At 55.8% G+C, this 24,334-nt stretch carries 18 protein-coding genes; 11 read left to right on the plus strand and 7 right to left on the minus strand.

The window, feature by feature from the left end:
• Window positions 1-23: 23 nt before the first annotated feature.
• Entirely contained in the window at window positions 24-1,775 is a 1,752-nt protein-coding gene (locus CLM58_RS07550) for an AMP-dependent synthetase/ligase (RefSeq protein WP_158221871.1), read from the minus strand.
• A 138-nt stretch (window positions 1,776-1,913) separates the two neighbouring features.
• On the opposite strand from CLM58_RS07550, the gene CLM58_RS07555 reads away from it, so the two are divergent.
• Both CLM58_RS07555 and CLM58_RS07560 read left to right on the plus strand, forming a co-directional pair.
• The gene (locus CLM58_RS07555; RefSeq protein ID WP_158221872.1) at window positions 1,914-3,173 is read left to right on the plus strand and encodes an aminotransferase class I/II-fold pyridoxal phosphate-dependent enzyme; all 1,260 of its coding nucleotides are present in this window, start codon (window positions 1,914-1,916) and stop codon (window positions 3,171-3,173) included.
• Window positions 3,174-3,176: 3 nt separating this feature from the next.
• Window positions 3,177-3,965, plus strand: coding sequence for an SDR family NAD(P)-dependent oxidoreductase (locus CLM58_RS07560; protein WP_095595334.1), 789 nt, complete (start codon window positions 3,177-3,179; stop codon window positions 3,963-3,965).
• Window positions 3,966-3,968: 3 nt separating this feature from the next.
• On the opposite strand, the gene CLM58_RS07565 is transcribed toward CLM58_RS07560, so the two are convergent.
• The 5 genes from CLM58_RS07565 to CLM58_RS07585 form a co-directional block, all read right to left on the minus strand.
• Complete coding sequence (locus CLM58_RS07565) at window positions 3,969-5,027, minus strand: hypothetical protein (RefSeq protein ID WP_095595335.1); 1,059 nt, start codon at window positions 5,025-5,027, stop codon at window positions 3,969-3,971.
• Window positions 5,017-6,567, minus strand: coding sequence for a GH3 family domain-containing protein (locus tag CLM58_RS07570; RefSeq protein ID WP_158221873.1), 1,551 nt, complete (start codon window positions 6,565-6,567; stop codon window positions 5,017-5,019). The genes CLM58_RS07565 and CLM58_RS07570 overlap by 11 nt, the downstream gene beginning before the upstream one ends.
• Window positions 6,564-6,995 (minus strand): GtrA family protein, encoded by a 432-nt coding sequence (locus tag CLM58_RS07575; protein WP_143226540.1) that lies wholly within the window; start codon window positions 6,993-6,995, stop codon window positions 6,564-6,566. Before CLM58_RS07575 ends, CLM58_RS07570 begins: the two co-directional genes overlap by 4 nt.
• 156 nt (window positions 6,996-7,151) lie before the next feature.
• Window positions 7,152-7,850, minus strand: a complete 699-nt coding sequence (locus CLM58_RS07580) for an LOG family protein (RefSeq protein WP_095595338.1) — start codon at window positions 7,848-7,850, stop codon at window positions 7,152-7,154.
• 39 nt (window positions 7,851-7,889) lie between these two features.
• Complete coding sequence (locus CLM58_RS07585) at window positions 7,890-8,240, minus strand: hypothetical protein (RefSeq protein WP_095595339.1); 351 nt, start codon at window positions 8,238-8,240, stop codon at window positions 7,890-7,892.
• Between the two features lie 132 nt (window positions 8,241-8,372).
• Here CLM58_RS07585 and ppsA point away from each other — a divergent pair, with 132 nt between their 5' ends.
• The 7 genes from ppsA to CLM58_RS07620 all read left to right on the plus strand — a co-directional run bounded on the left by ppsA (window position 8,373) and on the right by CLM58_RS07620 (window position 19,582).
• Window positions 8,373-10,778, plus strand: a complete 2,406-nt coding sequence (gene ppsA, locus CLM58_RS07590) for a phosphoenolpyruvate synthase (protein WP_095595340.1) — start codon at window positions 8,373-8,375, stop codon at window positions 10,776-10,778.
• 179 nt (window positions 10,779-10,957) lie between these two features.
• Window positions 10,958-12,523, plus strand: coding sequence for an inorganic phosphate transporter (locus CLM58_RS07595; protein ID WP_095595341.1), 1,566 nt, complete (start codon window positions 10,958-10,960; stop codon window positions 12,521-12,523).
• Window positions 12,524-12,536: 13 nt separating this feature from the next.
• Window positions 12,537-14,201 carry a Na/Pi cotransporter family protein gene (locus CLM58_RS07600; RefSeq protein ID WP_095595342.1) on the plus strand — a complete coding sequence of 555 codons (1,665 nt, stop codon included), beginning with the start codon at window positions 12,537-12,539 and terminating at the stop codon, window positions 14,199-14,201.
• A gap of 258 nt (window positions 14,202-14,459) precedes the next feature.
• Complete coding sequence (locus tag CLM58_RS07605; protein WP_095595343.1) at window positions 14,460-15,713, plus strand: sarcosine oxidase subunit beta family protein; 1,254 nt, start codon at window positions 14,460-14,462, stop codon at window positions 15,711-15,713.
• Between the two features lie 11 nt (window positions 15,714-15,724).
• Window positions 15,725-16,027, plus strand: a complete 303-nt coding sequence (locus CLM58_RS07610) for a sarcosine oxidase subunit delta (RefSeq protein WP_095595344.1) — start codon at window positions 15,725-15,727, stop codon at window positions 16,025-16,027.
• Window positions 16,024-19,026, plus strand: a complete 3,003-nt coding sequence (locus tag CLM58_RS07615; protein WP_095595345.1) for a sarcosine oxidase subunit alpha — start codon at window positions 16,024-16,026, stop codon at window positions 19,024-19,026. Before CLM58_RS07610 ends, CLM58_RS07615 begins: the two co-directional genes overlap by 4 nt.
• A gap of 1 nt (window position 19,027) precedes the next feature.
• A complete protein-coding gene (locus CLM58_RS07620; protein WP_095595346.1) occupies window positions 19,028-19,582 on the plus strand; it encodes a sarcosine oxidase subunit gamma in 555 nt (184 codons plus the stop codon).
• Window positions 19,583-19,586: 4 nt separating this feature from the next.
• Here CLM58_RS07620 and CLM58_RS07625 read toward each other — a convergent pair whose 3' ends face one another.
• A complete protein-coding gene (locus CLM58_RS07625; protein ID WP_229666228.1) occupies window positions 19,587-20,603 on the minus strand; it encodes a GlxA family transcriptional regulator in 1,017 nt (338 codons plus the stop codon).
• A 234-nt stretch (window positions 20,604-20,837) separates the two neighbouring features.
• Between CLM58_RS07625 and CLM58_RS07630 the strand changes: the two genes are divergently transcribed.
• Complete coding sequence (locus CLM58_RS07630; protein WP_095595347.1) at window positions 20,838-23,399, plus strand: GcvT family protein; 2,562 nt, start codon at window positions 20,838-20,840, stop codon at window positions 23,397-23,399.
• 72 nt (window positions 23,400-23,471) lie between these two features.
• Window positions 23,472-24,227 (plus strand): IclR family transcriptional regulator, encoded by a 756-nt coding sequence (locus CLM58_RS07635; RefSeq protein WP_095595348.1) that lies wholly within the window; start codon window positions 23,472-23,474, stop codon window positions 24,225-24,227.
• Window positions 24,228-24,334: the final 107 nt, after the last annotated feature.

A 24,334-nucleotide genomic window follows, 5' to 3' on the forward strand; every position in this document is an offset into this window, starting at 1 on the left:
CGAACAAGGTCATGAAAGCCGGTTTAGTCGTAGAGCGCATTCAGTTCGTTCCTGAAGCGCTGAGCCACCTTCGGCCTTTTAGCTTTCAGGGTTGGGGTCAATAGACCGCTTTCCAGCGTCCAAGGTTCTACCTCTACATGAACCGCGTTGATGCGGGCAAAGGGCGGTATGTTGTCCATCTTTTCCAGAAGTCTGTTTCTCAGGGACTTACGTAAGTGTGCGTCATTAAAATCCTTTACCCCGGGGATTTGATTTTCTGCCCACTTTTCGAACCGTTCAGTATCAATCACCACCACGGCAGAGCACCACGGTTTACCGTCACCTAGAACACATGCTTGCTGGATTAGTGGATCGCTTTGAATTGCGGACTCGATTGGCATTGGGTTTACGTTCTCACCCGTGGACAGCACCAGGATATCTTTGATCCGCCCCTTTATCCGTACCCAGCCATTTTCAATCTCGGCTGCGTCTCCGGTGTGCAGCCAACCATCCTCATCTATCGCCTTCGCCGAGGCCGAAGGATTGCCCCAATACCCCATCATCAGGCCGGGTGAGCGGATCAGTAACTCTTGCTTTGGACCCGTCCTAACTTCGGCGCCAGGCAAGGCCTTTCCGACACTTTCCAATCGACGGTCTTCAAAGGTTGACCCGGTGGCAGCCGGTCCTGCTTCCGTCAGCCCATAGCCTTCGATCAGCGGAACCTCCATCGCGGCCATGAAGCGAAAGGTCTGCGCCGACAAGGGCGCGCCACCGCTGATCACCATCCGTAATCGGCCACCGAATGCGTCCCGAATGCGCGCGGCTACACGCGCGCCGATAAGGGACCAGAAGAACCTATCCAGCAAATTGGAACTCAGGCTCGGGTCGAGCGTGGTTTGGAACCGACGCCAGCCAGTCCGCTCGGTTTGCTTCATCAAGAAACCACCGATCAAGGATGACTGCGCGCGTTCCACGGCCTTGTGGTGGGCCTTTTCGAAAAGCCGCGGGACCGCAAGAAGTATGGTTGGGCGCTGCGAACGCAAATCCTCTGCCAGCACTTCGATCGACCGACCATAGGCAACTGTCGAGCCATTCAGCATTGGACAAAGCCAGCCCAAGGAGCGTTCGAACCCATGAGCCAGCGGAAGGATCGATAAGAACACGTCGTCTTCGAATATCTGGTTCACCTGCCCGACAGCGCGCGCATTCCAGAGAAGGGCGCCGTGGCTTAACATGACCCCCTTGGGCGGGCCGGTTGTTCCAGATGTGTAGATGATCGTTGCAAGTTGGTCTCCGTCTGATGGCAAAGGCTCAGAGCTTTCGGCAATGTTGTTCTCGGTATAGGCGCTGACGCGTGTGTCGTCCTGCCCATCTTCCCCCGACAACAGCCAGACGTTGCGCAAATCAGGCAGAGAATGGGTTTCTGTTCCTAGATCGGCCCAACGTTCGAATTCATCTGTCAGGCAAAGAGTCGCGCCACTATCACGCATCACATGACAAATGTTCGCGGGACTGTCGCGACCGTATAACGGGACCGTCACCAAGCCCTGTGCCATTGCGGCAAGATCAGTCACGACCCACTCGATCCCGTTTGGCAGGAAGATAGCAACCCGATCTCCGGGCTTTAAACCTGCTTCGGCAAAGGCTGCGCGTCGCCGTGCCACGCGCTGGGCAATATCTGACCAATTGTAGTCCTGAAAACCACCGCTGCCCGCATCCCGATACGCCACCGCCGAGGGCGTCGCTTTGACCCTTTCAAGAAAGGCTTCCGGGATGGTTTTGGCTTGTCCGATCACAACTCCGATCCACGAGCAGGTTGGAAAGTTCCTTATTTTGGCGCATTCCCCTACGGAACTTCCATGATTCAAATCAAATCGATTTTGGGCAACCCAGACTACGATTGTCCAATTGCTGCTTGCAAAAATGGGGGAGAGATGACCGAAAAAGTTCAATCACCTGCCGATCGGATCAAGACTCTGGTTCAGATGATCAAGGCCTCAGACCTGTATCCAGTAAACCCGATTGTTAACAGTGCGACCACTGAACCGGTCATTTGGGTGGACGGCCGGGACCATCTGTTATTCTGCTCTAACAACCTGCTTGGCCTGTCCAACCATCCGGACGTCAAAGAAGCGGCTGCAAAAGCTTTAGATCGCTACGGATTGGGGTCTGGTGGATCCCGCCAGATGGCTGCGAATATCGACGTGCATCGCGCTTTGGAGCTTCGGATCGCCGAACATCTGGGGCGAGAGGATGCGATCTGCTACACCACAGGCTATATGGCGAATGTCGGGACGGTACCGGCTTTAATCATGGTGGATTTGCTGCAAGCGATTGCGGCATCCTTGCTGGGTAAGTCCGATTTGGTTCCGCCAGAGTCCGAGGGATCAAGCTGGGAGGTGTTCAGCGAGCAATTGAACCACGCCAGTTTGGTGGACGGGGTTCGCCTTGCCAGAGCTGATGTCAGCAAGTTTCCACACAAAGATACCGCTAGGCTGAAAAAGCAATTGGAGGCCTCTGATAAACCATCGAAGTTCGTTGTCAGCGATGGTGTGTTCAGTATGGACGGGGACATTGCCCCGATCCCAGAGATTGCGCGCTTGGCGAAAAAGCACAACGCGATGCTGATGATTGACGATGCCCACGGGGTCGGCATGCTTGGCGAAAATGGTCGAGGCAGTCTGGAACACTTGGGCGTTTCAACCTCGGACGTTGATTTGCAGATGGGCACATTTACCAAAGCCTTTGGCGGGGTTGGTGGTTATGTCGCTGGTGACCGTGATCTGATTGATTTTCTGAGGATTTCAGCGCGCAGTTATATCTTTTCCGCGCCGTTACCGCCGTCGATCGCCGCAGGTGTGGCCGAGGCAATCGATGTCGCAGAGAAAGAACCCTGGCGCAGAGAAAAAGCGATGGAAAATGCCTTCTATTTCCGTCGCGAAGTTGAATCCCTTGGTTATGACACCCTTGGAAGCGAGGCTCACATCGTGCCCGCCCTGATCGGCAACGAACTAAAGGCCGCTGAGGTGACAAAAATGCTGCGCCATCGCGGCATCGTTGCCCCACATGCCCGGTATCCTGCCGTCGCTCCGGGTATGGCGCGCATTCGCTTTGTGATGACCTGCCAGCATGAAAGAGAGCAGATCGACTACTTGCTGAAATGTTTGGCCGAAGTACGCGAGCAGGACGCATAGCAGATGGCAGGTGAACCCACCCCCTTTGTGATCGTCACGGGTGCGTCTTCTGGGATTGGCTACGCCATCGCCGAAGCCTTGGCCAAACGTGCGCATAACCTTGTGCTTATCGCCAGACGGGAAGGCCCTTTGGCAGATGTGGCGCAAAAACTGTCTAAGGATTACGGAATAAAGGCCGAAGTGATCCCCGCAGACCTTTCCGACCCTGAAACCCCCGATGCACTTTTACAGGAAACACTCAAAAGAGGCCTCAAAATCGGCGGTCTGGTCAATAATGCGGGCTTCGGTGTCCCGGGCCTGCTGAGCGAAGTCGAGTGGCAGCGGCACCGCACCTGTCTTGAGGTGATGGCAGTGGCGCCGGTTCACTTAACCCAGTTATTTGCTCCCGAGATCGTCAAAAGCGGCGGGGGCATGATCATAAACGTGTCTTCCCTGTCAGCGATCCTTCCACCGCATGCTGGCGGGACGCTTTATTACCCGGTCAAATCGTTCCTGTATCAATTCTCGTTAGCGATGCGAGAAGAGCTGAAGCCTGACCACATTCATGTCACGGCGCTTTGTCCGGGGTTTACAGAAACCAACTTTCAGAATGCAGCTGGTGGAACGGTCGAATCCGTGGCCATGCCGCATTGGACGTGGAGTAAGGCAGAAGATGTCGCTGAGGCCGCAGTCATCGCGGTTGAGCGTAACAAAGCGGTTTGCATTCCGGGCCTGGTGAACAAGGTCATCGCGCTTGTGTTCAAGCTTGCGCCAAGTGCCGTGGGTCGGATGCTTGTTCACGGAACGCCTTAGATCTTAGAACACGTCGCCGGCGCTGACGAGCAGCGGCTGTTTGGAAAGGCGTTCCAGCATCGCGTCGTCCATCCCCACGACATCAATATGAAGCTTGGCTGATCCCTTTAATGCGCCAGACAAAACCCCTAGTTGCCCTTTCTCGCGCAGTCGCGTCAGCATGGGGCTGCGGGCGTCCAACATGATCAGGCCAACCTTCGCGTCGTGCTTTGCCAGCGCCGTCTCTAGTACTTCAAAGAACGCGGCTTCCGCGCCCTCGGGCATCAAAATGTTTCCAAACCGAACAATTCGCAGATTACGAAGGTTCAAAAACCGGTTTAACCCGGGCACGTGAGGCAGCACCTTTAGCAGAAGGACGCCTGTTAAACCGGGCATGGATTGGACCGACCAATTTAGCAACTCTGCCTGCGCGCCGGCGACGACACCGTTTTCATCCCGAATGCACATGAACTCTTCCGGCTTAAGCGTTGCGCGGAAGTCATCCAGTTCGTGGTCCTGATAAAGGGTTTGAAGCTGACCTGTCACGGCTTCAAGTTCGTCTTCACGTAACGCAGAAACCTCGCGGTCGGGCCGCGGAAAGAGGCGCGAGAAAAGGGTTAGTGGGATTTCGGCATCAACGGCGTAACCAATCTGTTCAGACAGTTTCAAAGAGAAGACGGTACTTTCTTCGACATAGGCAAAGCCAAAGCCGGGGCTTCCAACGGTTTCAAGACAGTAGTCACGAATATGTTCAATCAGTATTCCGGCCAATCCTTCGTTTTGACGGTCTGTCACGGTTGAGGCCATCACGAAGTGCCACGCCCCACAACTTTGGCCCATCAGGTTCTTGTGGCAATAATCCAGAACGAAAACGCAAAGCTCTCGACCTTTCTCGGAAAGAACAAAGTAGCGAGGATCCCTTAGGCGGGCGAGTTTCTTGGACACACCTAGAATGCGATAGCGGGTCGCCCTGCTGCCCCAGATCGTCTGGTCCAGAATGGCGACCGTTTGTTCGGACGGTGCAGTGTGGCAAGTGACAGCTTTCCCGGTATCCGCGTCGGACCAAAGGGTTTTAAGGGTCATCAGTCTCTCCTTTCGGGTCCAAAACGATGTCTCTGATATCTCTGAAAAGCTCGGTATCGGTGACGATGCGCGGAATTTTATTCTGACCGCCAAGGCCGCGCCGCAGTTTCATCCAGCGCGCAAATCCACCGGGTTTAACCATCTTGGCTTGTGGCGCGCCTATGGCTTGGTTGCGGCGAAGTTCTTCATAGTCTTCATTCAGTTCGGAAAGTCTGCGGTCTACGCGTTTCGCGAACTCTACAGCCGAGAATCCTTCAACGCCTTGCATGGGCTCGACAAGATACAGGTGATAGCCTCCGGTCTCATCTCGCAAGGTGCCCACAGAGTAGTCCAGTATCGTCGTGTTCTGATCGTGGGCGGCAGCGCTAATGGCCTCGGTTATTTCTGTTTCGATCAGGTGTTCCCCAAAGGTCGAAAGCCCCTGTTGGACGCGACCGACAACGATAAGACGCGGTGGGTCCAATTCAACAAAGCGAACGACATCCCCCACGACATACGACCAAAGCCCCGCAGCTGAGGTGATGACTAACGCGTAATCCTTGTTCGCCTCGACAGTCTCGATCCATCGCCTGTCTGGAGAAGAATGTTGTAGCTGAGCGGGATCTACGAACTCGAAGAAAACGCTACCATCAAGGTGCAGTCTTAGGCCTTCGCCATCGCCCCGGTCGGCATAAGCGAAAACGCCCTCGGACGCAGAATACATCTCGCGGGTTTCAGCATGGCTGCCTTTGAGCAATGCCGCGAACTCGTCTCTGTATGGGGCGAAATTGACGCCGCCATGAATGATCAGTTCCAAATTGGGAAACCAATCCTTCAATTGCGCATCCGGAGAACTGCTGTGTTTAGCGACCTCTGCAAGGAAGATTAGCAGCCAGTTGGGTGATCCCCCAAGGCAACGTACATCGTCAGTAAGTGCAATAGGCGACAGGCGCGCGATCTTTTCCTGCCAATCTTCCACATTTGCCAATTCACTGGGCGGTAGGACGCGGTGTTGAAGCCAGTTGGGCACTGCTGCTGCAGTCACAGCACTTACCGCGGCCAACGCCGCCCCTTTCGCGCGGTTCTCAAGCGCGACAGGTCCGGTAAGGGCAAGGACAGCACCACCCAGAAGACGGCTATGGGGACGACTTTTGAGGTGAAAACAGAGAAGGTCCAGGAAGCCACGCACGGCTGCTCGGCGCATATGGTTGGTGTAAGGGATGTATTTTGAGCGTCCCGATGTTGTACCGGAGGTCATGGTGAAAAATGGAATTTTTCCCGGCCAGCACACATCGACCAGTTCGGGAAAATCAGGCTGCCACCATTCCTGCCAGAATTGGTCATAGCCACGGATTGGCACATTCCGCTGAAAGTCTTCGATATCCTCTATCTCGTCGAAGTTATGCGCTTTTCCAAACTTGGTCTTTGACGCTTTGGCCAGAAGTTTCCGAAGAAGATCACGTTGCGCGACCTCTGCTAGTGTCCCCTCAATACGCCGAGTTCGCGCCCGAGCATAGAGCCGAGCCAGCCCAGTCCAGTCGGTATATTGGCGACCTTTCACAAGCTGTCTCCTTCGCGGCGGCCGCTGAAAACGAAAAGCTTCATGAGTGCGTATTCTATGCCTGACACAGTCACGAGGCAGAGCCCCCATGCGACGCGGTGCTGAAGGTCAAAGACTTGCGTCAGCGAATAGTTCAGGATGACCCCGATCAGAAGTATCAAGACGCTGGCCGCTATTTCCCGCTGCAGAGAAGACAGATAGGACAGGCGCGCTTTTGGAAACGACAACGTCCGGTGCAGATGGTGCTGGCGGAATATTCCGATGGTAAATGCCATGCCCCAGCTCAGGGGCGCCCGAGGAGAGAACGGGTTCAGGAAATACACAATCTCATAGGTCACCCAAGAGAGTGCTGTGCCCATCACGGCGACAATCGCAATCCGGACCAGTTCAGGTTGATCGTGGACTGTATTTACAAACCAACGCAGCATTGGATGAACCTCCCGGCACTGCCAGTTCTCGGCCTCCTTATCCTGATTGGGCGCCAAGCACGGCCTTGGTGGCAATGATCTTGATCAATCCAGTGACAGGGGTGAAGGACAGAGAGGCGCGTGATAGAGCGTAATCTTCAGTCTAAACCAGCCTGATCACTTGGCCCCTTGGCATATCCACTGGACGGCCTCGTCGACATCATCCGTAAGCTTCACGACTTTCAGGTCTTCTAAGTTGATCAGGCCTGCTTCGACCATTGTTTCAACCAGCATCTTTTGAATGGGCTGCCAAAACTCGGTTCCCATTGCGACCACTGGAAAGCGCGTCAGCTTTCGTGTCTGGATAAGAGTCGCGATTTCGAAAGCTTCGTCCAAAGTTCCAAAACCACCGGGCAAGACTACAAAGGCAGAAGAGTATTTGATCAACATAAGTTTGCGGACAAAGAAGTGATCAAAGTCCATGAACTGGTCCAGATATTCATTGGGTTCCTGTTCGGTCTCCAACTCGATATTGCACCCTAAACTGGTTCCCCCAGCCTCTTTGGCACCGCGATTGGCGGCTTCCATCAATCCAGGCCCGCCGCCCGTCATGACCGCGAACCCGGCCTCTGCAAGTTTCGCGCCCAAAGCGCGGGCCATTTCATAATTCGGAGAACCCGGCGCAATTCGAGAAGAGCCGAAAACGGTCACACATGGAGCCGTTACCTCGAACAATTTGAAGCCTCGCAGTATCTCAAGGAAGATGGCGACCGCACTTTCGACGTCTTCTTGTTTTTGCTGGCGGCCCGCAATGAAGGCAGCTTCTGTTCCCCGAATTAATTCGGATAAAGAGCTATTCTGTGGGTATCGCTGCATGTCTCCCTCCCTTCAGACAAAGTGCAGTGGGAGGGCTGGTTACCCCGCCTCGAACGAACAGGATTTGAGCCAGCAGGAGAGCAAAGCATGCGGAAGCGTCGGTCCGCGGGCGATCCCAAGGTATTCGTCGTTGTCGCGGATAGACGATTTCCTTAGCGAACACCGCCAATGCCCGTTCGGTTTAGAAGCATTGCCGCGAATGCTGATGTTCCAGCCGGGTTTTTCCGAGTGGATCAGGTCCAGAATTATGTCCGTGGACTCAAGGTCACTTTTTGCCAGTTTCTTGTGTGCAAGATGCTCAATCGTATCCAGAACACGTTCGGAAAGCGTGTCATCAATCACCAGTGCTGCTTCAAGTTCTTCGGCCAAAGCTGCAAGTTTCTTGTCCATTGCAAACCTCCCTTTCAATGCGGACAGCATGTGATCCAACAAGTTTGCTGTCTTTGAGCCGGATCAATGATCTTCGTGAAATCTTGGAGATAATCACACGGGTTAAATTCCAGTTTAGGAGGCTTCTGGATCATGCCTGATAAGCAAGACGTCATATTCTTCGAGAATTTGCGGCGCGAGGATGTCGCGTTGGTCGGCGGCAAGAATTCATCGCTTGGAGAGATGGTTCAGCAACTCGGTTCCGTTGGGATCAAGGTGCCGATTGGTTTCGCGACCACCTCGGGCGCGTTTCGTCGGTTCATTGACGAGAATAATCTGGAAGCGGTTATCAAGAGCACTCTCGCGGACTTCGACTCGGGGAAAATTGACCTGCATACAGCCGGTCAAAGCATCAGGGCTGCAATTGTTGGTGGCGACTGGCCTGACGAAATCGAGGCCGCGATCAAGGATGCCTACCGCGAGCTTTCCGAACGTGCTGGTCAGCAAAATCTTTCTGTTGCCGTCAGGTCCAGCGCGACCGCCGAAGACTTGCCTGACGCCAGTTTTGCGGGTCAGCAGGAAACCTTTCTGAATGTTGTTGGCGAAGACGACCTGCTGACGGCGTGCCGCAAGTGCTATGCGTCGCTGTTTACCGATCGGGCGATCACCTATCGAAACGTGAAGGGGTTCGACCACATGCAGGTCGCCCTTTCGGTTGGGGTGCAGCAGATGGTTCGTTCGGATATCGGCGGCTCTGGCGTGATGTTCTCGATCGATACAGAGTCAGGCTTTGACAAGGTCGTATTAATCAACGCGGCTTGGGGCTTAGGCGAAAACGTCGTTCAGGGGGCTGTGACGCCCGACGAGTTTCAGGTCTACAAACCCTTCTTGGACCGTAAGGGCGTGTGCCCGATCATCGAAAAACGGCTGGGCGCCAAAGAGATCAAGATGATCTATTCCGGGCAGGGCGACGACAAACCGGTCAGAAACGTCCCAACCTCGCGATCAGAGCGCAGCCAATACGTTTTGACCGACGACGAAGTGCTGGATCTCGCCCGTCAGGCTGCGACGATCGAGAAGCACTATGGTCTGGCAATGGATATGGAGTGGGCCAAGGATGGCAAAACCGGTGAGCTGTTCATCGTTCAGGCCCGTCCCGAAACGGTGAAGTCACGCCTTAGTACTGGCCTGCTTAAAAGCTACAAGGTCGGGGACCACGGGCCCGTTGTCGCCACGGGCCTTTCGGTCGGAGAGCAGATTTCGACAGGCCGGGTTTGCTTGATCGAGGACGTCGCGGACATCGACCGTTTCGTCGATGGATCGGTTCTGGTGACCTCGACAACGGACCCAGATTGGGTGCCAGTAATGAAACGGGCCTCTGCCATCGTGACAGATCACGGCGGCCGGACCAGTCACGCGGCGATCGTCAGCCGCGAACTTGGGGTGCCCGCGATAGTTGGCTGTGGTGATGCCACCCACGTCTTGCATGACCAACAAGAGGTGACGGTCTGCTGTGCCGAGGGCGACGAAGGCTTTGTCTATGACGGTATCGCAGAGTTCTCGGTGGAAGAGCTGGATCTGGATCATGTGCCCCAGACGCAAACCAAGGTCATGTTGAATCTTGCGAACCCCGCGACATCCTCTCGGTGGTGGCAGTTGCCGTCTGATGGGATCGGTCTGGCCCGAATGGAATTCGTGATTTCCAATACCATCCGGGTGCATCCATTGGCGCTGATACACTTCGATCAAATTCAGGACGAAAGCGTTCGGGAGGAGATCGAGACACTGACAAGGGGGTATTCCAGCAAGCCGGACTTCTTCGTTGATCGCCTTGCGACAGGACTGTCGCGTCTGGCAGCGGTGGCGCACCCGAACCCGATGATCCTGCGGATGAGTGATTTCAAAACAAACGAATACGCTGATCTGTTGGGCGGGCGTCAGTTTGAGCCACTTGAAGAGAACCCGATGATCGGTTGGCGGGGCGCATCCCGGTACTATGACCCGGCTTATTCGGATGGTTTTCGACTAGAGTGCCGCGCAGTCAGAAAGCTGCGAGAGGAGCTGGGCTTTGACAATGTTCGTCTGATGATCCCGTTCTGTCGTACCCCGGAAGAGGCCGATCGAGTTCTGGAAGTCATGAAGGACGAAGGGCTGGAGCGCGGAAAGAACGGGCTGCAAATATACGTCATGTGCGAGGTGCCCTCGAACGTCATATTGGCGGAAGAATTTGCCAAACGGTTTGACGGCTTCTCGATTGGGTCCAACGACCTGACGCAGCTGACGCTTGGCATTGACCGCGATAGCGACAAGCTGGCCCCTATTTTCGACGAACGGCACGCGGCGGTCGTCTGGATGATCCAGACCGTGATCAAGACCGCGCATGAGTGCGGAAGAAAAGTCGGGCTATGTGGGCAGGCTCCGTCCAATTATCCAGAGTTTGCAAGGGTGCTGGTGGATGCCGGAATCGACACGGTTTCCGTAACTCCTGACAGCTTCCTGAAGGTCAAAGCTCAGGTTGCCGCGGCCGAGAAACAGCGCGATGGAAAGACGATCACCTAAGGTAAGGCAAAAAATTTCTTGCAAGATGCCTGCATTGTTTGCGTTGTGGTGTCGCGCTTCAACGCGTTTGGGACAGCGCCGTTACAGCCGCCCTTGATTCAAATCATGGCGGTTGGGAGGGAAGGCAACAGGATAGGGTCGCTGCGGTTTTGAGGCCGTAGATGTTTGGGGGTCGAAATATGCTTCACACAGATCGTGTTGAATCTGCGGTTAAGGTAAATCGAGCAGAATTGTTCCGGTTTGGAACGGCTTTGATTTTCATTGTCGCGATCATGCTTTTTACCATCGTTCGAACCGATGGGGGAACGGATGGGGTTCTTCTGGTCGTCGCCGCAATGATTGGCGGCTACATGGCGATGAACATCGGTGCGAATGATGTGGCCAACAATGTTGGTCCGGCGGTTGGCAGTCAGGCGATTACACTGACCGGGGCCATCGTCATCGCCGCCTTCTTCGAGGCCGGTGGTGCATTGATTGCTGGCGGTGATGTGGTTGGCACCATCAAGAAAGGGATCATCGACCCGGATCTGATCGCCGATCGCGATACGTTCATCTGGCTTATGACGGCCGCTCTTTTGGCAGCAGCGGTCTGGCTGAACGTGGCAACCGCTGTCGGAGCGCCCGTTTCGACCACGCACTCTATTGTCGGTGGCGTTCTGGGGGCCGGCATTGCGGCCAGTGGCTGGGGTATCGCCGATTGGAATCAGGTCGGTCTGATCGCCGCAAGCTGGGTCATTTCGCCGGTTCTTGGCGGTTTGATCGCCGCAGGATTCCTGTATTTGATCAAACATTCCATCACGTACAAGAAAGATGTGCTGACCGCCGCGAATAGGATGGTTCCCTTGCTCGTGGCGATCATGGCCATGTCCTTCGGTACATATCTGATGCTGAAGGGGGTTAAGAAGCTCATTAAAGTTGGGTTCCCGACCGCGCTTCTTATTGGGTTTGCCGTGGCCGTACTGGCCTACATGATCATGCGCCCCTATGTGGCCCGGATGACCAAGGCGATGGAAAATCACAAATCCAGCGTCAATGATCTGTTCACGATCCCGCTCATATTCGCCGCTGCTCTTCTTAGCTTTGCTCATGGTGCCAATGACGTTGCCAACGCTGTTGGGCCACTTGCCGGTATCAACGAAGCCATCACCGCAGGTGGCGTAGCGGCCAAGGCTTCGATCCCGCTTTGGGTCATGGCAGTTGGTGCTATCGGCATTTCCTTGGGGCTGGCGCTTTATGGTCCTAAACTGATCCGAACAGTGGGTTCTGAGATCACCGAGCTCGACAAGACGCGCGCCTTTTGTATCGCGCTTGCCGCTGCCATTACCGTGATCGTCGCCTCTCAGCTTGGCTTGCCGGTCAGTTCTACCCACATCGCTGTTGGAGGGGTGTTTGGTGTTGGGTTCCTGCGGGAGTTCATCAAATCCAGCTACGCGCAAACACTTCAGGAAATTCGCGACCACCACACTGAAAACAACCCCGAAGAAGTGGATGCTTTCCTAGAGAAGTTCGAAGCCGCGGATGTGGAAACAAAAGGTTATATGCTGCGCGAACTGAAAGCTCAGACCTCAGGCCAACGGATTCTTGCCAAGCGTGAACGCCGGGGTCTAAGACGCGTCCATCGCGTTGAACTGGTCAAACGCAACCTCTTGCTACGCATCGCGGCAGCTTGGGTCATCACAGTTCCGATTGCTGGCAGCCTTGCGGCGATGTTCTTCTACATGATCCGCGGCATCATGCTGCCCTAACCCGTCTGAAAAGATGATCACAGAGCTGAACCATCTGGAGTTATCAACCGGGCTCATTGGTGGGCTTGCGCTGTTTCTCTTTGGGATGGACATCATGACGCGCGCGCTGAAACAAGTGGCGGGCGCGTCGATGAAGTCGATCTTGGCGCGCATGACGGGCAACCGGTTTCTGGGAATGTCCGCAGGCGCAATTGTTACGGCGATCATCCAGTCGTCATCAATCACGACGGTCCTTCTGGTGGGGTTCGTGTCGGCTGGCCTGATGACAAGCGCACAAAGCGTGGCCGTGATCCTGGGCGCGAATATCGGCACGACCATCACGGCCCAGATTCTGGCCTTCAAGGTGACCGCCTTGGCGTTGCCCGTGCTATCAGTCGGGTTCTTTGTTTCTTTCGTTGCAAAGAACAAGGTGACGCGCGAGTACGGTCGCATCCTGCTTGGGGTGGGCATGGTGTTCTTCGGGATGGCAATCATGTCAGACGCGATGAAGCCGCTGCGTGACTTTCAACCCTTCCTGAACTTCATGCTGTCCTTGGAAAGCGTGTTTCTGGCCGCTCTGGTCGGGGCGGGGTTCACCGCCTTGGTCCAGTCTTCTTCGGCAACCACCGGCATTCTTATCGTCATGGCTGGGCAAGGTCTGATCGGGTTAGAGCCTGCGGTGGCGCTGGCTTTAGGTGCGAATATCGGGACATGCGTGACCGCGTTACTGGCGGCGATCGGAAAACGGAGAGAGGCCGTTCGTGTGGCCTTGGTACACACGATCTTCAACGTTGCAGGCGTCCTGATCTGGATCGGGTTTGTTGAAGAACTGGCCGGGTTCGCCCGACATATTTCGATTGGAGCAGAGGCCGGGGAGGTGAGCTTGCCGCGCCAGATCGCGAATGTTCACACCTTCTTCAACATTGTGAACGCGTTCCTGTTCATTGGCTTCACGAAACAGATCAACAGGTTCGTCGAATGGCTGGTGCCCGAGAGGCTGGAGAAGCCTGAACCCGGCTTCGCCCCGAAACACCTTGATCCAAAATTTCTGGATGTCCCCGCGATCGCCATCGATGCCGTGCGTCTGGAGATTCTGCATCTTGGCCAGTTGCTGCGAAACTTGCTTTCAACGGCGATCCCCACCGTCACAACAGGAAGCCCTTTGGAAATTGACGAACTCAGAGTGTTGGACAGGCCTGTCGACCTACTGCACCGGGAGATCGTTGGTTACATGCGCCAGATAAGTTTGCGGAGCTTGCCGGCAGAGGAATCCGATCTTCTGATCGGGCTGGTGAAGATCGCTAATGACATGGAACACATCGGCGACCTTGTAGCGACCGGCATGGTGACGTCAGCACGCAAGCGACTGGATGAAGAGGTTGTGATAAGCCCAACCACCGCGGGGGTCATTGCAGGCCTTCACCGAGAGGTCGTCGAAAGCCTCGACGGTGTGCTCCTCTCGCTTGAAACTCAAGACCCCGAGGTTGCCGCCGACGTTAGAAAGATGAAGGCCGATTTCTCGGAGTTGGTGGAAGGCATCGCGAGCCACGAAATAGAACGGCTTCGCGCAGACGAACCGAAACGCTTGCACACCTACACGCGTGAGATCGAGTTGACGGAAACGCTGGATGACATCTTCAAGATCATTCGCCGTATCGCCAGAACCGAGATGGCTATTCTGCAAAAGCCCGGCAGCTGACGTGGGAGACGCGGTGCTGATGATCGGCTAAAGGCAGGTCGCGAGTATCCTTCGTGCCAAAAGAAATAGACGCCGTGGCTTTGATTCTGGACGAAGGACTTTTCCTAAACCTCAGGTTTTGCCGCCTCTGATCTAGCGTGATTGGATCGCGCTAATGTAGTTGTCGAGTTTTTTCTATTTCACGGCGCAAATGTTCTGAATTTTTGAAGGCTAACTCTGTAGGATACGGATCATCCTTTCAGTTGGTCGGACCCTCCAATGACACGCTTTAATGCCTTCTCGCTTTTGAAGAATGCCTTATCTGGCAACAAAAACTGGACCGAGCAGTGGCCCGAAGTTGAACCCAAAAGCTCTTATGATGTGATCATCGTTGGGGCGGGCGGCCATGGGCTTGGTGCTGCGTATTACCTTGCGAAAGAGCACGGCATTACGAATGTTGCGGTCATCGACAAGGGCTGGCTTGGTGGCGGCAATACCGGCCGAAACACGACGATTATTCGGTCCAACTATCTCTATGACGAAAGCGCACGGCTGTACGATCATGCTGTCGATCTATGGGAGGATCTAAGCCAGGACCTGAACTATAACGTCATGTACTCTCGCCGGGGCGTGTTGATGCTGGCTCATAACGTCCATGACGTTCAAAGCTTCAAACGGCACATCCATGCCAATCGTCTGAATGGCGTCGATAACCGATGGCTGACGCCCGAAGAGTGCAAAGAATACTGTCCCCCGCTGAGCATTTCCAAAAATGCCCGCTACCCGGTTATGGGCGGCGCGTTGCAAGAGCGCGCGGGAACGGCGCGTCACGATGCTGTCGCTTGGGGCTATGCCCGTGGTGCGGCGATGCGCGGGGTCGATATCATTCAGAATTGCCCTGTCACCGCGATACGCCGCAATGCTGACGGGTCGGTTGCCGGCGTCGAGACGGCCAAAGGGTTTATCAAGGCGAACAAGGTTGGTGTCTCTGCGGCAGGTCACACTTCGGTCGTGATGCAAACCGCGGACGTGCGGCTTCCGCTGGAAAGCTATCCGCTTCAGGCGCTGGTCAGCGAGCCGGTAAAGCCGATCTTCCCGTGCGTTGTAATGTCCAACGCGGTCCACGCCTACATCAGCCAGTCTGACAAAGGGGAGTTGGTGATTGGCTCTGGCACGGACCAGTACACCAGTTATAGCCAGCGGGGCGGCCTGCCGTTGATCGAACACACCGTTGCCGCCATCACCGAGATTTTCCCCATCTTCAACCGTATGAGGATGCTGCGCAAATGGGGCGGGATCGTTGATGTGACGCCTGACCGATCTGCGATCATTTCCAAAACGCCGGTGGATGGGCTGTACGTCAATTGCGGTTGGGGCACGGGCGGTTTCAAAGCCACGCCCGGGTCGGCGCATACCTTTGCGTGGACCATCGCCAAGAACGAACCCCACCCGATCAATGCGCCCTTCACGATGGAACGGTTCCGCACCGGGCGCCTGATCGACGAGGCCGCCGCGGCCGCCGTGGCACATTAGGGAGGTCCTCGATGCTTTTGATCCATTGCCCGTATTGCGACGAAACCCTGCCCGAGGCCGAATTCACCTATGCAGGTCAGGCGCACGTTATTCGCCACCCTGAACCGTCTTCACAGACCGATCAGGAATGGGAAGAGTTCTTGTTCATCCGTGAAAACGTGAAGGGCGACCATTTTGAGCGCTGGCGGCATTTTCATGGCTGTGGCCGGTACTTCAACGCGGTTCGAAACACGGTTTCGGACAAGTTCCTGACGACATACAAGGCGGGCGCCCCGCGTCCGCAACTGTCCGATTTGAAGGAGGGCGGGGAATGAGCCTTTATCGTGTCGCGGGCAAAGGCCGGGTAACGACGGCCAAGCCGGTCAGCTTCAGCTTTGATGGACGCACCTACAAAGGCCTAGAGGGCGATACCGTCGCTTCGGCCCTGTTGGCGAATGGCGTGCACCTTATGGGCAGGTCCTTCAAATATCATCGGCCACGCGGACCTGTTGCCGCCGGTTCGGAAGAACCCAATGCGCTGATCGGAACACGTCGCGGGCCCGGACGGTTCGAGCCCAACACCCGCGCGACCGTTCAGGAAATCTGGGATGGTCTGCAAGTCACTTCGCAGAATAAATACCCAAGCCTGAAGTTCGACATCGGCGCGGTCAACGATGCAGCCTACATGCTGTTTTCGGCTGGCTTCTATTACAAGACATTCATGTGGCCGAAGAGCTTTTGGCACAAGGTTTATGAACCTTTCATTCGCGCCGCGGCCGGATTGGGTGTGTCCCCGACAGAGGAAGACCCTGACACCTATGCCTCGCGCAACATGCATTGCGACCTTCTGATCGTTGGCGCAGGACCGACCGGGCTGGCAGCGGCGCGGGCGGCGGCCATGGATGGCCTGAAAGTCGTGGTTGTCGATGAAAACCCCGAGGCTGGCGGCAGTCTTCTTTCCGAACCTCAGGTACAGATCAACGGCCAAAGCGCATGGGACTGGCTGAGCGGAGAGCTTGATGCCCTGCAAGAGCTGGGCGTCAAAGTCATGACCCGCACGACGGCCATTGGCTACTACCATCAGAACATGATTGGCCTGTGTGAAAAGGTCACCGATCATCTGGCCGTTTTGCCGGAGGATACCCCGCGTGAACGGATGTGGCGTGTCCGCGCAAAGCAGGTGGTTCTGGCGCAGGGCGCGTTGGAAAAGCCTTTGGTGTTCAACGGAAACGACCGTCCCGGCGTGATGCTGGCGGGGTCGGCGCAGACCTATCTGAACCGATATGGGGTGCTGGTTGGCAAACAGCCCGTGATCCTGACCAGCCACGACAGCGCTTGGCATGCGGCCTTTGATCTGCACGACGCAGGTGCAAAGGTTCAAGCGATCGTGGACACGCGCGACAGTGTGAACGAGGCACTGCAAAAGGAAGCCCGTGACCGCGGAATACCGGTGAAGCTTTCCCACACCGCGACCGGGACTTCGGGCAGATTGAGGGTGAAGTCATTGCGGGTAAATCCCGTTTCTGGCGCGACGGTTGGCGCAGGGTATAACATCGCCTGCGATGCGGTGCTGATGTCTGGTGGATGGACCCCTTCGCTGCATCTGTTTTCCCATACCAAGGGCTCTTTGGCGTGGGATGATGACAGAACGACCTTTCTGCCCAAGGAAACGCCAGAGGATTGCGTGATTGCAGGGGCAAGCCGTGGACTTTGGGGGGTCGCCGCTGCGTTGATGGACGGGGCCGAGAAGGGGCGCGCGGTTGTCGCTGCTCTTGGGAAAAAGGCCAACGTTCAGGACTATTCGGTCGAGGTTGACCGGGCCGGATCGGGCGTTTCGCATAAAGAGCTTCCCACCGACCAGAACCCCGGCAAAGCCAAGGCCTTCATCGATTTCCAGAACGATGTAACCGCCAAGGATGTGCGCCTTGCTGTGCGCGAGGGGATGCGCTCTATCGAGCATGTCAAACGCTACACCACGACCGGGATGGCGACCGACCAGGGCAAGATGTCGAACATCAACGGGCTGAATATCGCGGCTGATGCTCTTGGCAAAAAGCAGCCAGAGGTTGGCCTGACGACGTTCCGTCCGCCCTATACGCCGACGACATTTGGGGCCTTCGCGGGGTATCACCGAGGTGATCACTTCGAGGTCGTCCGTAAAACCCAAATCGATTCCTGGGCTGAAGAAAACGGCGCGGTATTCGAACCCGTCGGGCAATGGCGCAGGGCTTGGTACTTCCCAAAGTCGGGGGAAGACATGGATGCGGCGGTACGGCGCGAATGCGCTGCCACCCGCGCCTCTGTCGGCATCTTTGACGCCTCGACCCTTGGTAAGATCGAAGTGGTTGGCCCGGATGCGGTTGAATTCATGAACCGGATGTACACCAACCCATGGACCAAGCTCGCACCGGGACGCTGCCGCTATGGTCTGCTACTTGGGGACGACGGCTATATTCGCGACGATGGCGTTATCGGGCGCCTAAGCCAAGACCGCTTTCACGTGACGACCACGACCGGGGGCGCGGCGCGTGTTCTGAACATGATGGAGGACTACCTTCAGACGGAATGGCCAGAATTGAATGTCTGGCTGACCTCGACTTCCGAGCAATGGTCGACAATCGCTTTGAACGGTCCGAATGCCGCCAAGCTTTTGCAGCCACTGGTCGATGGGGTCGAGCTGACCGAAGAGGCCTTCCCGCATATGTCCTGCATTGAATGCACGGTTGCCGGGCTTCCTGCGCGCTTGTTCCGGGTCAGCTTTACAGGCGAGATCGGGTTTGAGGTGAACGTTCCTGCGCCCTATGGCCGACAGCTTTGGGAAGCGCTTTGGGACGCAGGGCAGCAGTATGACATCACGGCCTATGGAACCGAGACCATGCACGTCCTTCGCGCCGAAAAAGGCTATATCATCGTGGGTCAGGACACCGACGGAACGGTCACCCCGTACGACGCAGGCATGGGCTGGGCCGTTGGTAAGAAGAAGCCTGATTTCGTAGGCATGCGCGGTTTGGCTCGGCCTGATCTTGTGGCGGAAGGGCGCAAACATCTTGTGGGCCTTTTGACCGAGGATCATTCGAAGCTTGAAGAGGGCGCGCAGATCGTCTTTGACAAAAACCAGCCCATTCCAATGACAATGGTCGGCCACGTCACGTCGTCATACGACGTCGGAACAACTGGGCGTCCGATTGCCTTGGCCTTGGTTGAGGGTGGGCATGACAAGGTAGGGGATACCGTCTACATCCCGATGCCCGACCGGACAATCGCCGCGAAGATCACGGACACTGTGTTCTATGATCCTGAAAACAATCGCCTGAAAATCGGATCGGGGGTCTGACATGTCTGTTTCAATCTCAACCCTGTCTGCTGGTGTGATCATCGAGACAAAGTCTGCACGCGTTTCGGTGGCTGCGCCAAAGGGGCGGCTGTCTCTGCGGACGCGCGGTGATCTGGGCGTTTTTGGATCAGCGCTTGGCGTGGAAATGCCAAGCAAGATCGGTGCTTGTGTCAGGTCTGGCGAACTTGAAGTGCTGTGCCTTGGACCCGATGAATGGACCTTGATGCTGCCACAGGATCAGGTCGCAAGCATCTTCGATGCTCTGAACGCCATTTATGAAGCACAACCGCACAGCCTGACCGAGGTCAGCGCGCGGGAGGTCACGTTTGAAATCGAAGGCACCCACGCGACCGACTTGCTGTCAATCGGATGCCCGCGAGACATTGAGTCCATTCCGGTCGGAGAGGCCAGACGGACCGTATTTGATGGGGTAACAGTGATTTTGTGGCGTGATGCCTCGACCCAGTTTCGGATGGATGTCTGGAACAGTTTCGCCCCGTATCTGGCGCAAACGCTAGAGACCGGATGCAAGGAAATCGCGGCAGAACTTGCCTGATGGCCTAGGCTTCTAGTGGTGCCGATTGGCGCAGAACCTTTGGCGTGGCCCCAAATCTGCGCCGAAAGGTACGGCTAAAATGCGAAGAGTCGCAGAAACCGCAATCCATCGCGATCTGGGCAATGGATTTCTGTGTCGTGGTTATCAAATGCCGCGCGATATCTAGGCGCATCTCCAGATAAGCCGCCTTGGGTGACGTATCGAGCGCGAGACGGAAGTGTCTTTCGATCTGGCGCTTGCTGTTGCCCATACGGTCAGACAGGTCATCAACTGAAATGGGTGTGTCTATGTTCTGCTGCATCAAAAGCAGGGCACGTTGCACAATCGGGTCCCGCGTCTTCAGCTTGATGGGTTGGCCCGGCTGCGGCTTTTCGGCCTGTAGGGCTTCGTCGATAATCATGATGTGCAGGCTCTTGCTGGCTTGCGACCTGCCTACATGCTTGTCCACCAGATAGGCCGCCAAATGCGCAGAGCTTGCGCCGCCAGAACAGGTTAACCGGTCACGATCGACGACAAAGATCTGGTCGGAGACAGGATCAAGCCCTTCAAACTGCTCCAAGAAATCCAGATGATGGAACCAGCTGACGCAGCAGCGATACCCCTCTAGAAGGCCCGCTTCATGCAAAAGAAAAGCGCCCGTGCAGACACCAATAAGTGGGACGCCCTTATCGGCGGCTTGATTGAGAAACTTGTGGTAAAGCGGGCCAAGCTTGGGTGTTTCGTCCATCAGGCCGCCCACCACGACGATATAGTCGAACCGCGTCGGGTCGCCCAATCGCTCGTTCGGTTGTACCGAAATGCCGCTGCTGGATAGCACCGGGTTCATCGTGTCGGAGAGAACGGTCCACTTGCACAGGATCGGTCGGCTTCGATCGCCTTCGTCCGCAGCAAGGCGCAGGACGTCGACAAAATTCGCAAAGGCACAAAGCGTAAAGCGTTTAGCAAGAATGAAGCCGATCGAAAGCCGTGGCTTTTCTGACTTTGGGCGCTTTGTGCGTTGAAGAGAGCTATCGATTGGCACGTCAATGGATCCTGACAATGGTCTGGGGCGTCCGAAGCCCTTCACCAGTTGGCTTTGAATTTGTCGTAGTGGTAATCCTACTTTGACGCAAACATTCTATTTTTTGACGCAAAATTCTCGACCCTGTGCCGGTGGGACAGCTCCTTTCATCGGAGCGATGTCACCCAATTTTCAACCCAGTCTGTTGACCGACCAATCAACACCTACAAAGATCGAACCGAGGGGGACGAAAACTTGGCAAAATTTCCTGAAAAGGCGAAGGTCGTCATTGTTGGGCTGGGTGGCATCGTGGGTGCCTCGGTCGCGCATCATCTGATCGAGAATGGATGGGACGATATTGTCGGCATCGACAAGTCGGGCATCCCCACCGATATCGGCTCGACCGCTCATGCGTCAGACTTCTGCTTTGCGACCGGGCACGACTATCTTACCGCCTGGACGACGCTATATTCGATGAACTTCTACGAAGAGATGGGCCACTATTCCCGGATCGGCGGTTTGGAGGTTGTGCGCAATGGCGACGATGTGCGTCTGGCAGAGGTGCGCCGCCGCATTGACTCGGGCCGTGCGTTTGGCGCGGATCTTAAGATGATTTCGGCCGCTGAAGCGAAAGAGAAGTTCCCGCTGCTGGAGGAAGATCAAATTCAGGCCGCGCTGTGGGATCCACATGCAGGACTGGTGGTTCCTCGTTCGCAGACCGTTGCTGGCAAGCTGGTCGATGCCTGTGTGAAAACTGGAAAGCTTCAGTCGTTCGCGAACACCTCGGCATTGGAGCTGTTGAAAGACGGCGACCGTATCACCGGCGTCAGGACAGAGCGGGGCGACATTGCCGCGGACCACGTGATCGTATGTGCAGGTCTGTGGGGGCGGCTAATCGCCGAAATGGCTGGTGAGGACCTGCCGGTAATGCCTGTTGATCACCCTTTGACCTTCTTCAGCCCGTTCACTGAATTTGAGGGCACCGGTGTCGAAATTGGTTACCCCTTGCTGCGTGATCAGGGCAACTCTGCCTACATGCGCGACACAGGTGACCCGAACTCTACCGAAGGCGGCCAGATTGAGTGGGGGTATTACTATGAAACAGAGCCGCATCTGGTTCACCCCAAAGATATTCTTGAAAAAGAGCAGGCGCGTCTGTCCCCATCGCAGCGCGATCTTGAACTTGACGAAGTGATCGAGCCGCTGGAACGCGCGATCGAACTGACGCCCATCTTGGGTGAACTGGGGTATCGCGAGCACCATTCGTTCAACGGGCTTCTGCAAACAACAACGGACGGTGGGCCTTCGATCGGTGAAAGCCAAAAGTTGCGGGGTCTTTGGTATGCGGTGGCCATTTGGGTGAAAGATGCCCCGGGAATGGCCAAGCTACTTGCCGATTGGATGACGCACGGGCGGACCCATATCGATCACAACGGTATCGACTATGCGCGGTTCAGCGACTTTCAGCTGGACGCAGGGTTTATCCATGATCGCTGCTATGAAACCGCTCAGAAGATCTACAATCCTCCGGTCCACCCCCGAGAGCCGTTTTCAAAAGGCCGGAACATACGCCGGTCACCATTCTACGAACGAGAGGTCGAGCTTGGCGGATACTTCATGGAACTGGGCGGTTGGGAGCGTGCCCATGGCTATGCAGCGAACGAGCCTCTGCTAGAGAAATACGCTGATCAGGTGCCTGTGCGTGAAAACGAATGGGACAACCGCCACTTCTGGCGCGTCTCAAATGCGGAACAGCTGGAGATGAGCGCGGATTGCGCGATTATCAACCTGTCGCACTTCCACATGACGGATATCAGCGGGCCGGACCACGTCGCCTTTCTAGAGTGGCTGTGTGCCGCGAAGATTGGTGGGGACCGGAATATCAATCGGGGGATCTATACCCATATGCTTGATGATGAGGGTATGGTCCGCGCCGATTTCACAGTGTTCCGCATGGCGGATTATTGTCGTTTGGTGAACGGTGCCGATGCCGGACCACGCGATTTCCAATACATGTCGCGGATCGCGCAGGACAAAGGCTTTGATGTCACGATCACCGACGTGACAGAGCAATTCACGACAATAGGCATCTGGGGGCCAAATGCGCGTGAAAACCTGAAAAAGGTCGTGTCTGATCCCACGGCTCTGGACCATGACAACTTCGCCTTTGCGACGATCCAAGAGATTGAAATAGCGGGCAAGCCACTGTCGGCGTTCCGTATTTCCTATGTCGGGGAGCAAGGCTGGGAACTGCATATGCGTTACGAAGACGGGTTGGCCGTTTGGGATGCATTGCGGGCCGAAGGCATCATGGCGATGGGCGTAGAGACCTATGCAAACTCGCGTCGGATGGAGAAGTCATTGCGCCTTCAGAACGCTGATCTGCAGACCGAGTACAATCTGTATGAGGCTGATCTGGCGCGGCCGAAGGTGAAAGAGGCGGACTTCCGTGGCAAAGAAAAGCATCTGGAATACAGGGCGCGCGACCATCAACCCGCGATGCTGTGCACTTTGGTTATGACCGAAAACACCGATCGCGACGGCGTCGCGCGGTACCCGGTCGGACTGATGCCGGTTATGGACCCGGAAACAGGCGATACGCTTGTGGATTCCGTAGGGCGCCGATCCTACACGACCTCCGTCGCTTTCGGACCCACGATCGGGAAGAATATCGCGCTGGCTTATTTGCCTTGGGAGTATTGCGAGGTTGGCCGCAAACTGTCGGTCTCATACTTTGACGAAATCTACCCCGTGGAAGTGGCTGGAATTGGCTATGCGCCGCTTTATGATCCTGAAAACTTGAAACCAAGAAGCTAAGAACTCGACGCGGCTCTCTTTGGTTGGGTCTTCTCAATGCATGGTGTATGGCTGCCTTTCAGGAGGTAACCAATGTCTTCAGTGCAATCCGTTCGTCGGGCGTTTTCTGTCCTGCAAAGCCTAGCTTTGGGGCCTGCTGGCGTGACGGAAATTGCCGTGCGGACCGAGCTTCCCAAAAGCACTGTGGCGCGCTTGCTTTCGACGCTGGTTGAGGTTGGCGCCGTCGAACAGAACGAGGATCTGGGCGTCTACAGTATTGGCGAAACGATTGCCGACCTGTCATCTTCCGTCAGTCTTGGTCAGAACCTCGTTCAACTGGCGCGTCCGTATCTGGTCGAACTTGTCGAAGAAATAGGTGAGGCCGTCGGGCTTGGAACGCTCGAAGGGCATGAGGTCTATTATTACGATCAAGTCGACAGCGAGCACGAAGTTCAGGTTCGAAACTGGGCGGGTGAAAGCATCAGCGCACATGTCGTGTCGTCGGGAACTGTCCTGCTTGCGCATGTTGACGAAACAGCGCGATCTACGTTCCTAAGCCTGCCCTTAGAGCGCTGGACCCCCAATTCTGTGATTGATCCCGCGCTGATTGCACGCCGTTTGGACGAAGCGAAAGCTCAGGGCTTCGCTTGGACATTTGAAGAAATGTCCGAGGGTCTAAATTCTGTTGCCGCTCCGATCTTCAATGCAGCGGGTGATGCCGTTGCCGCGATTCATGCGCATGGCCCGTCTTATCGCTTTCCCCAGAAGGGTCAGGAACGCGCGGTGGCCAACGCTGTGGTGAAAACCGCGGGCCGTATCTCCAAACGTCTTGCCGGTCGTCACCTGTAAGAATTCCCCAGAAAAGTTTTGCAAGAAATCGTGATCCCATTTCATCGAAAAGGGATGACAGGTCGATTTTTTGCGTGCTAGCATTCCGCAATGCGGACCTGTTCTGC

This window comes from Actibacterium pelagium (assembly GCF_002285415.1).
GTDB classification, from domain to species: Bacteria; Pseudomonadota; Alphaproteobacteria; order Rhodobacterales; family Rhodobacteraceae; genus Actibacterium_B; species Actibacterium_B pelagium.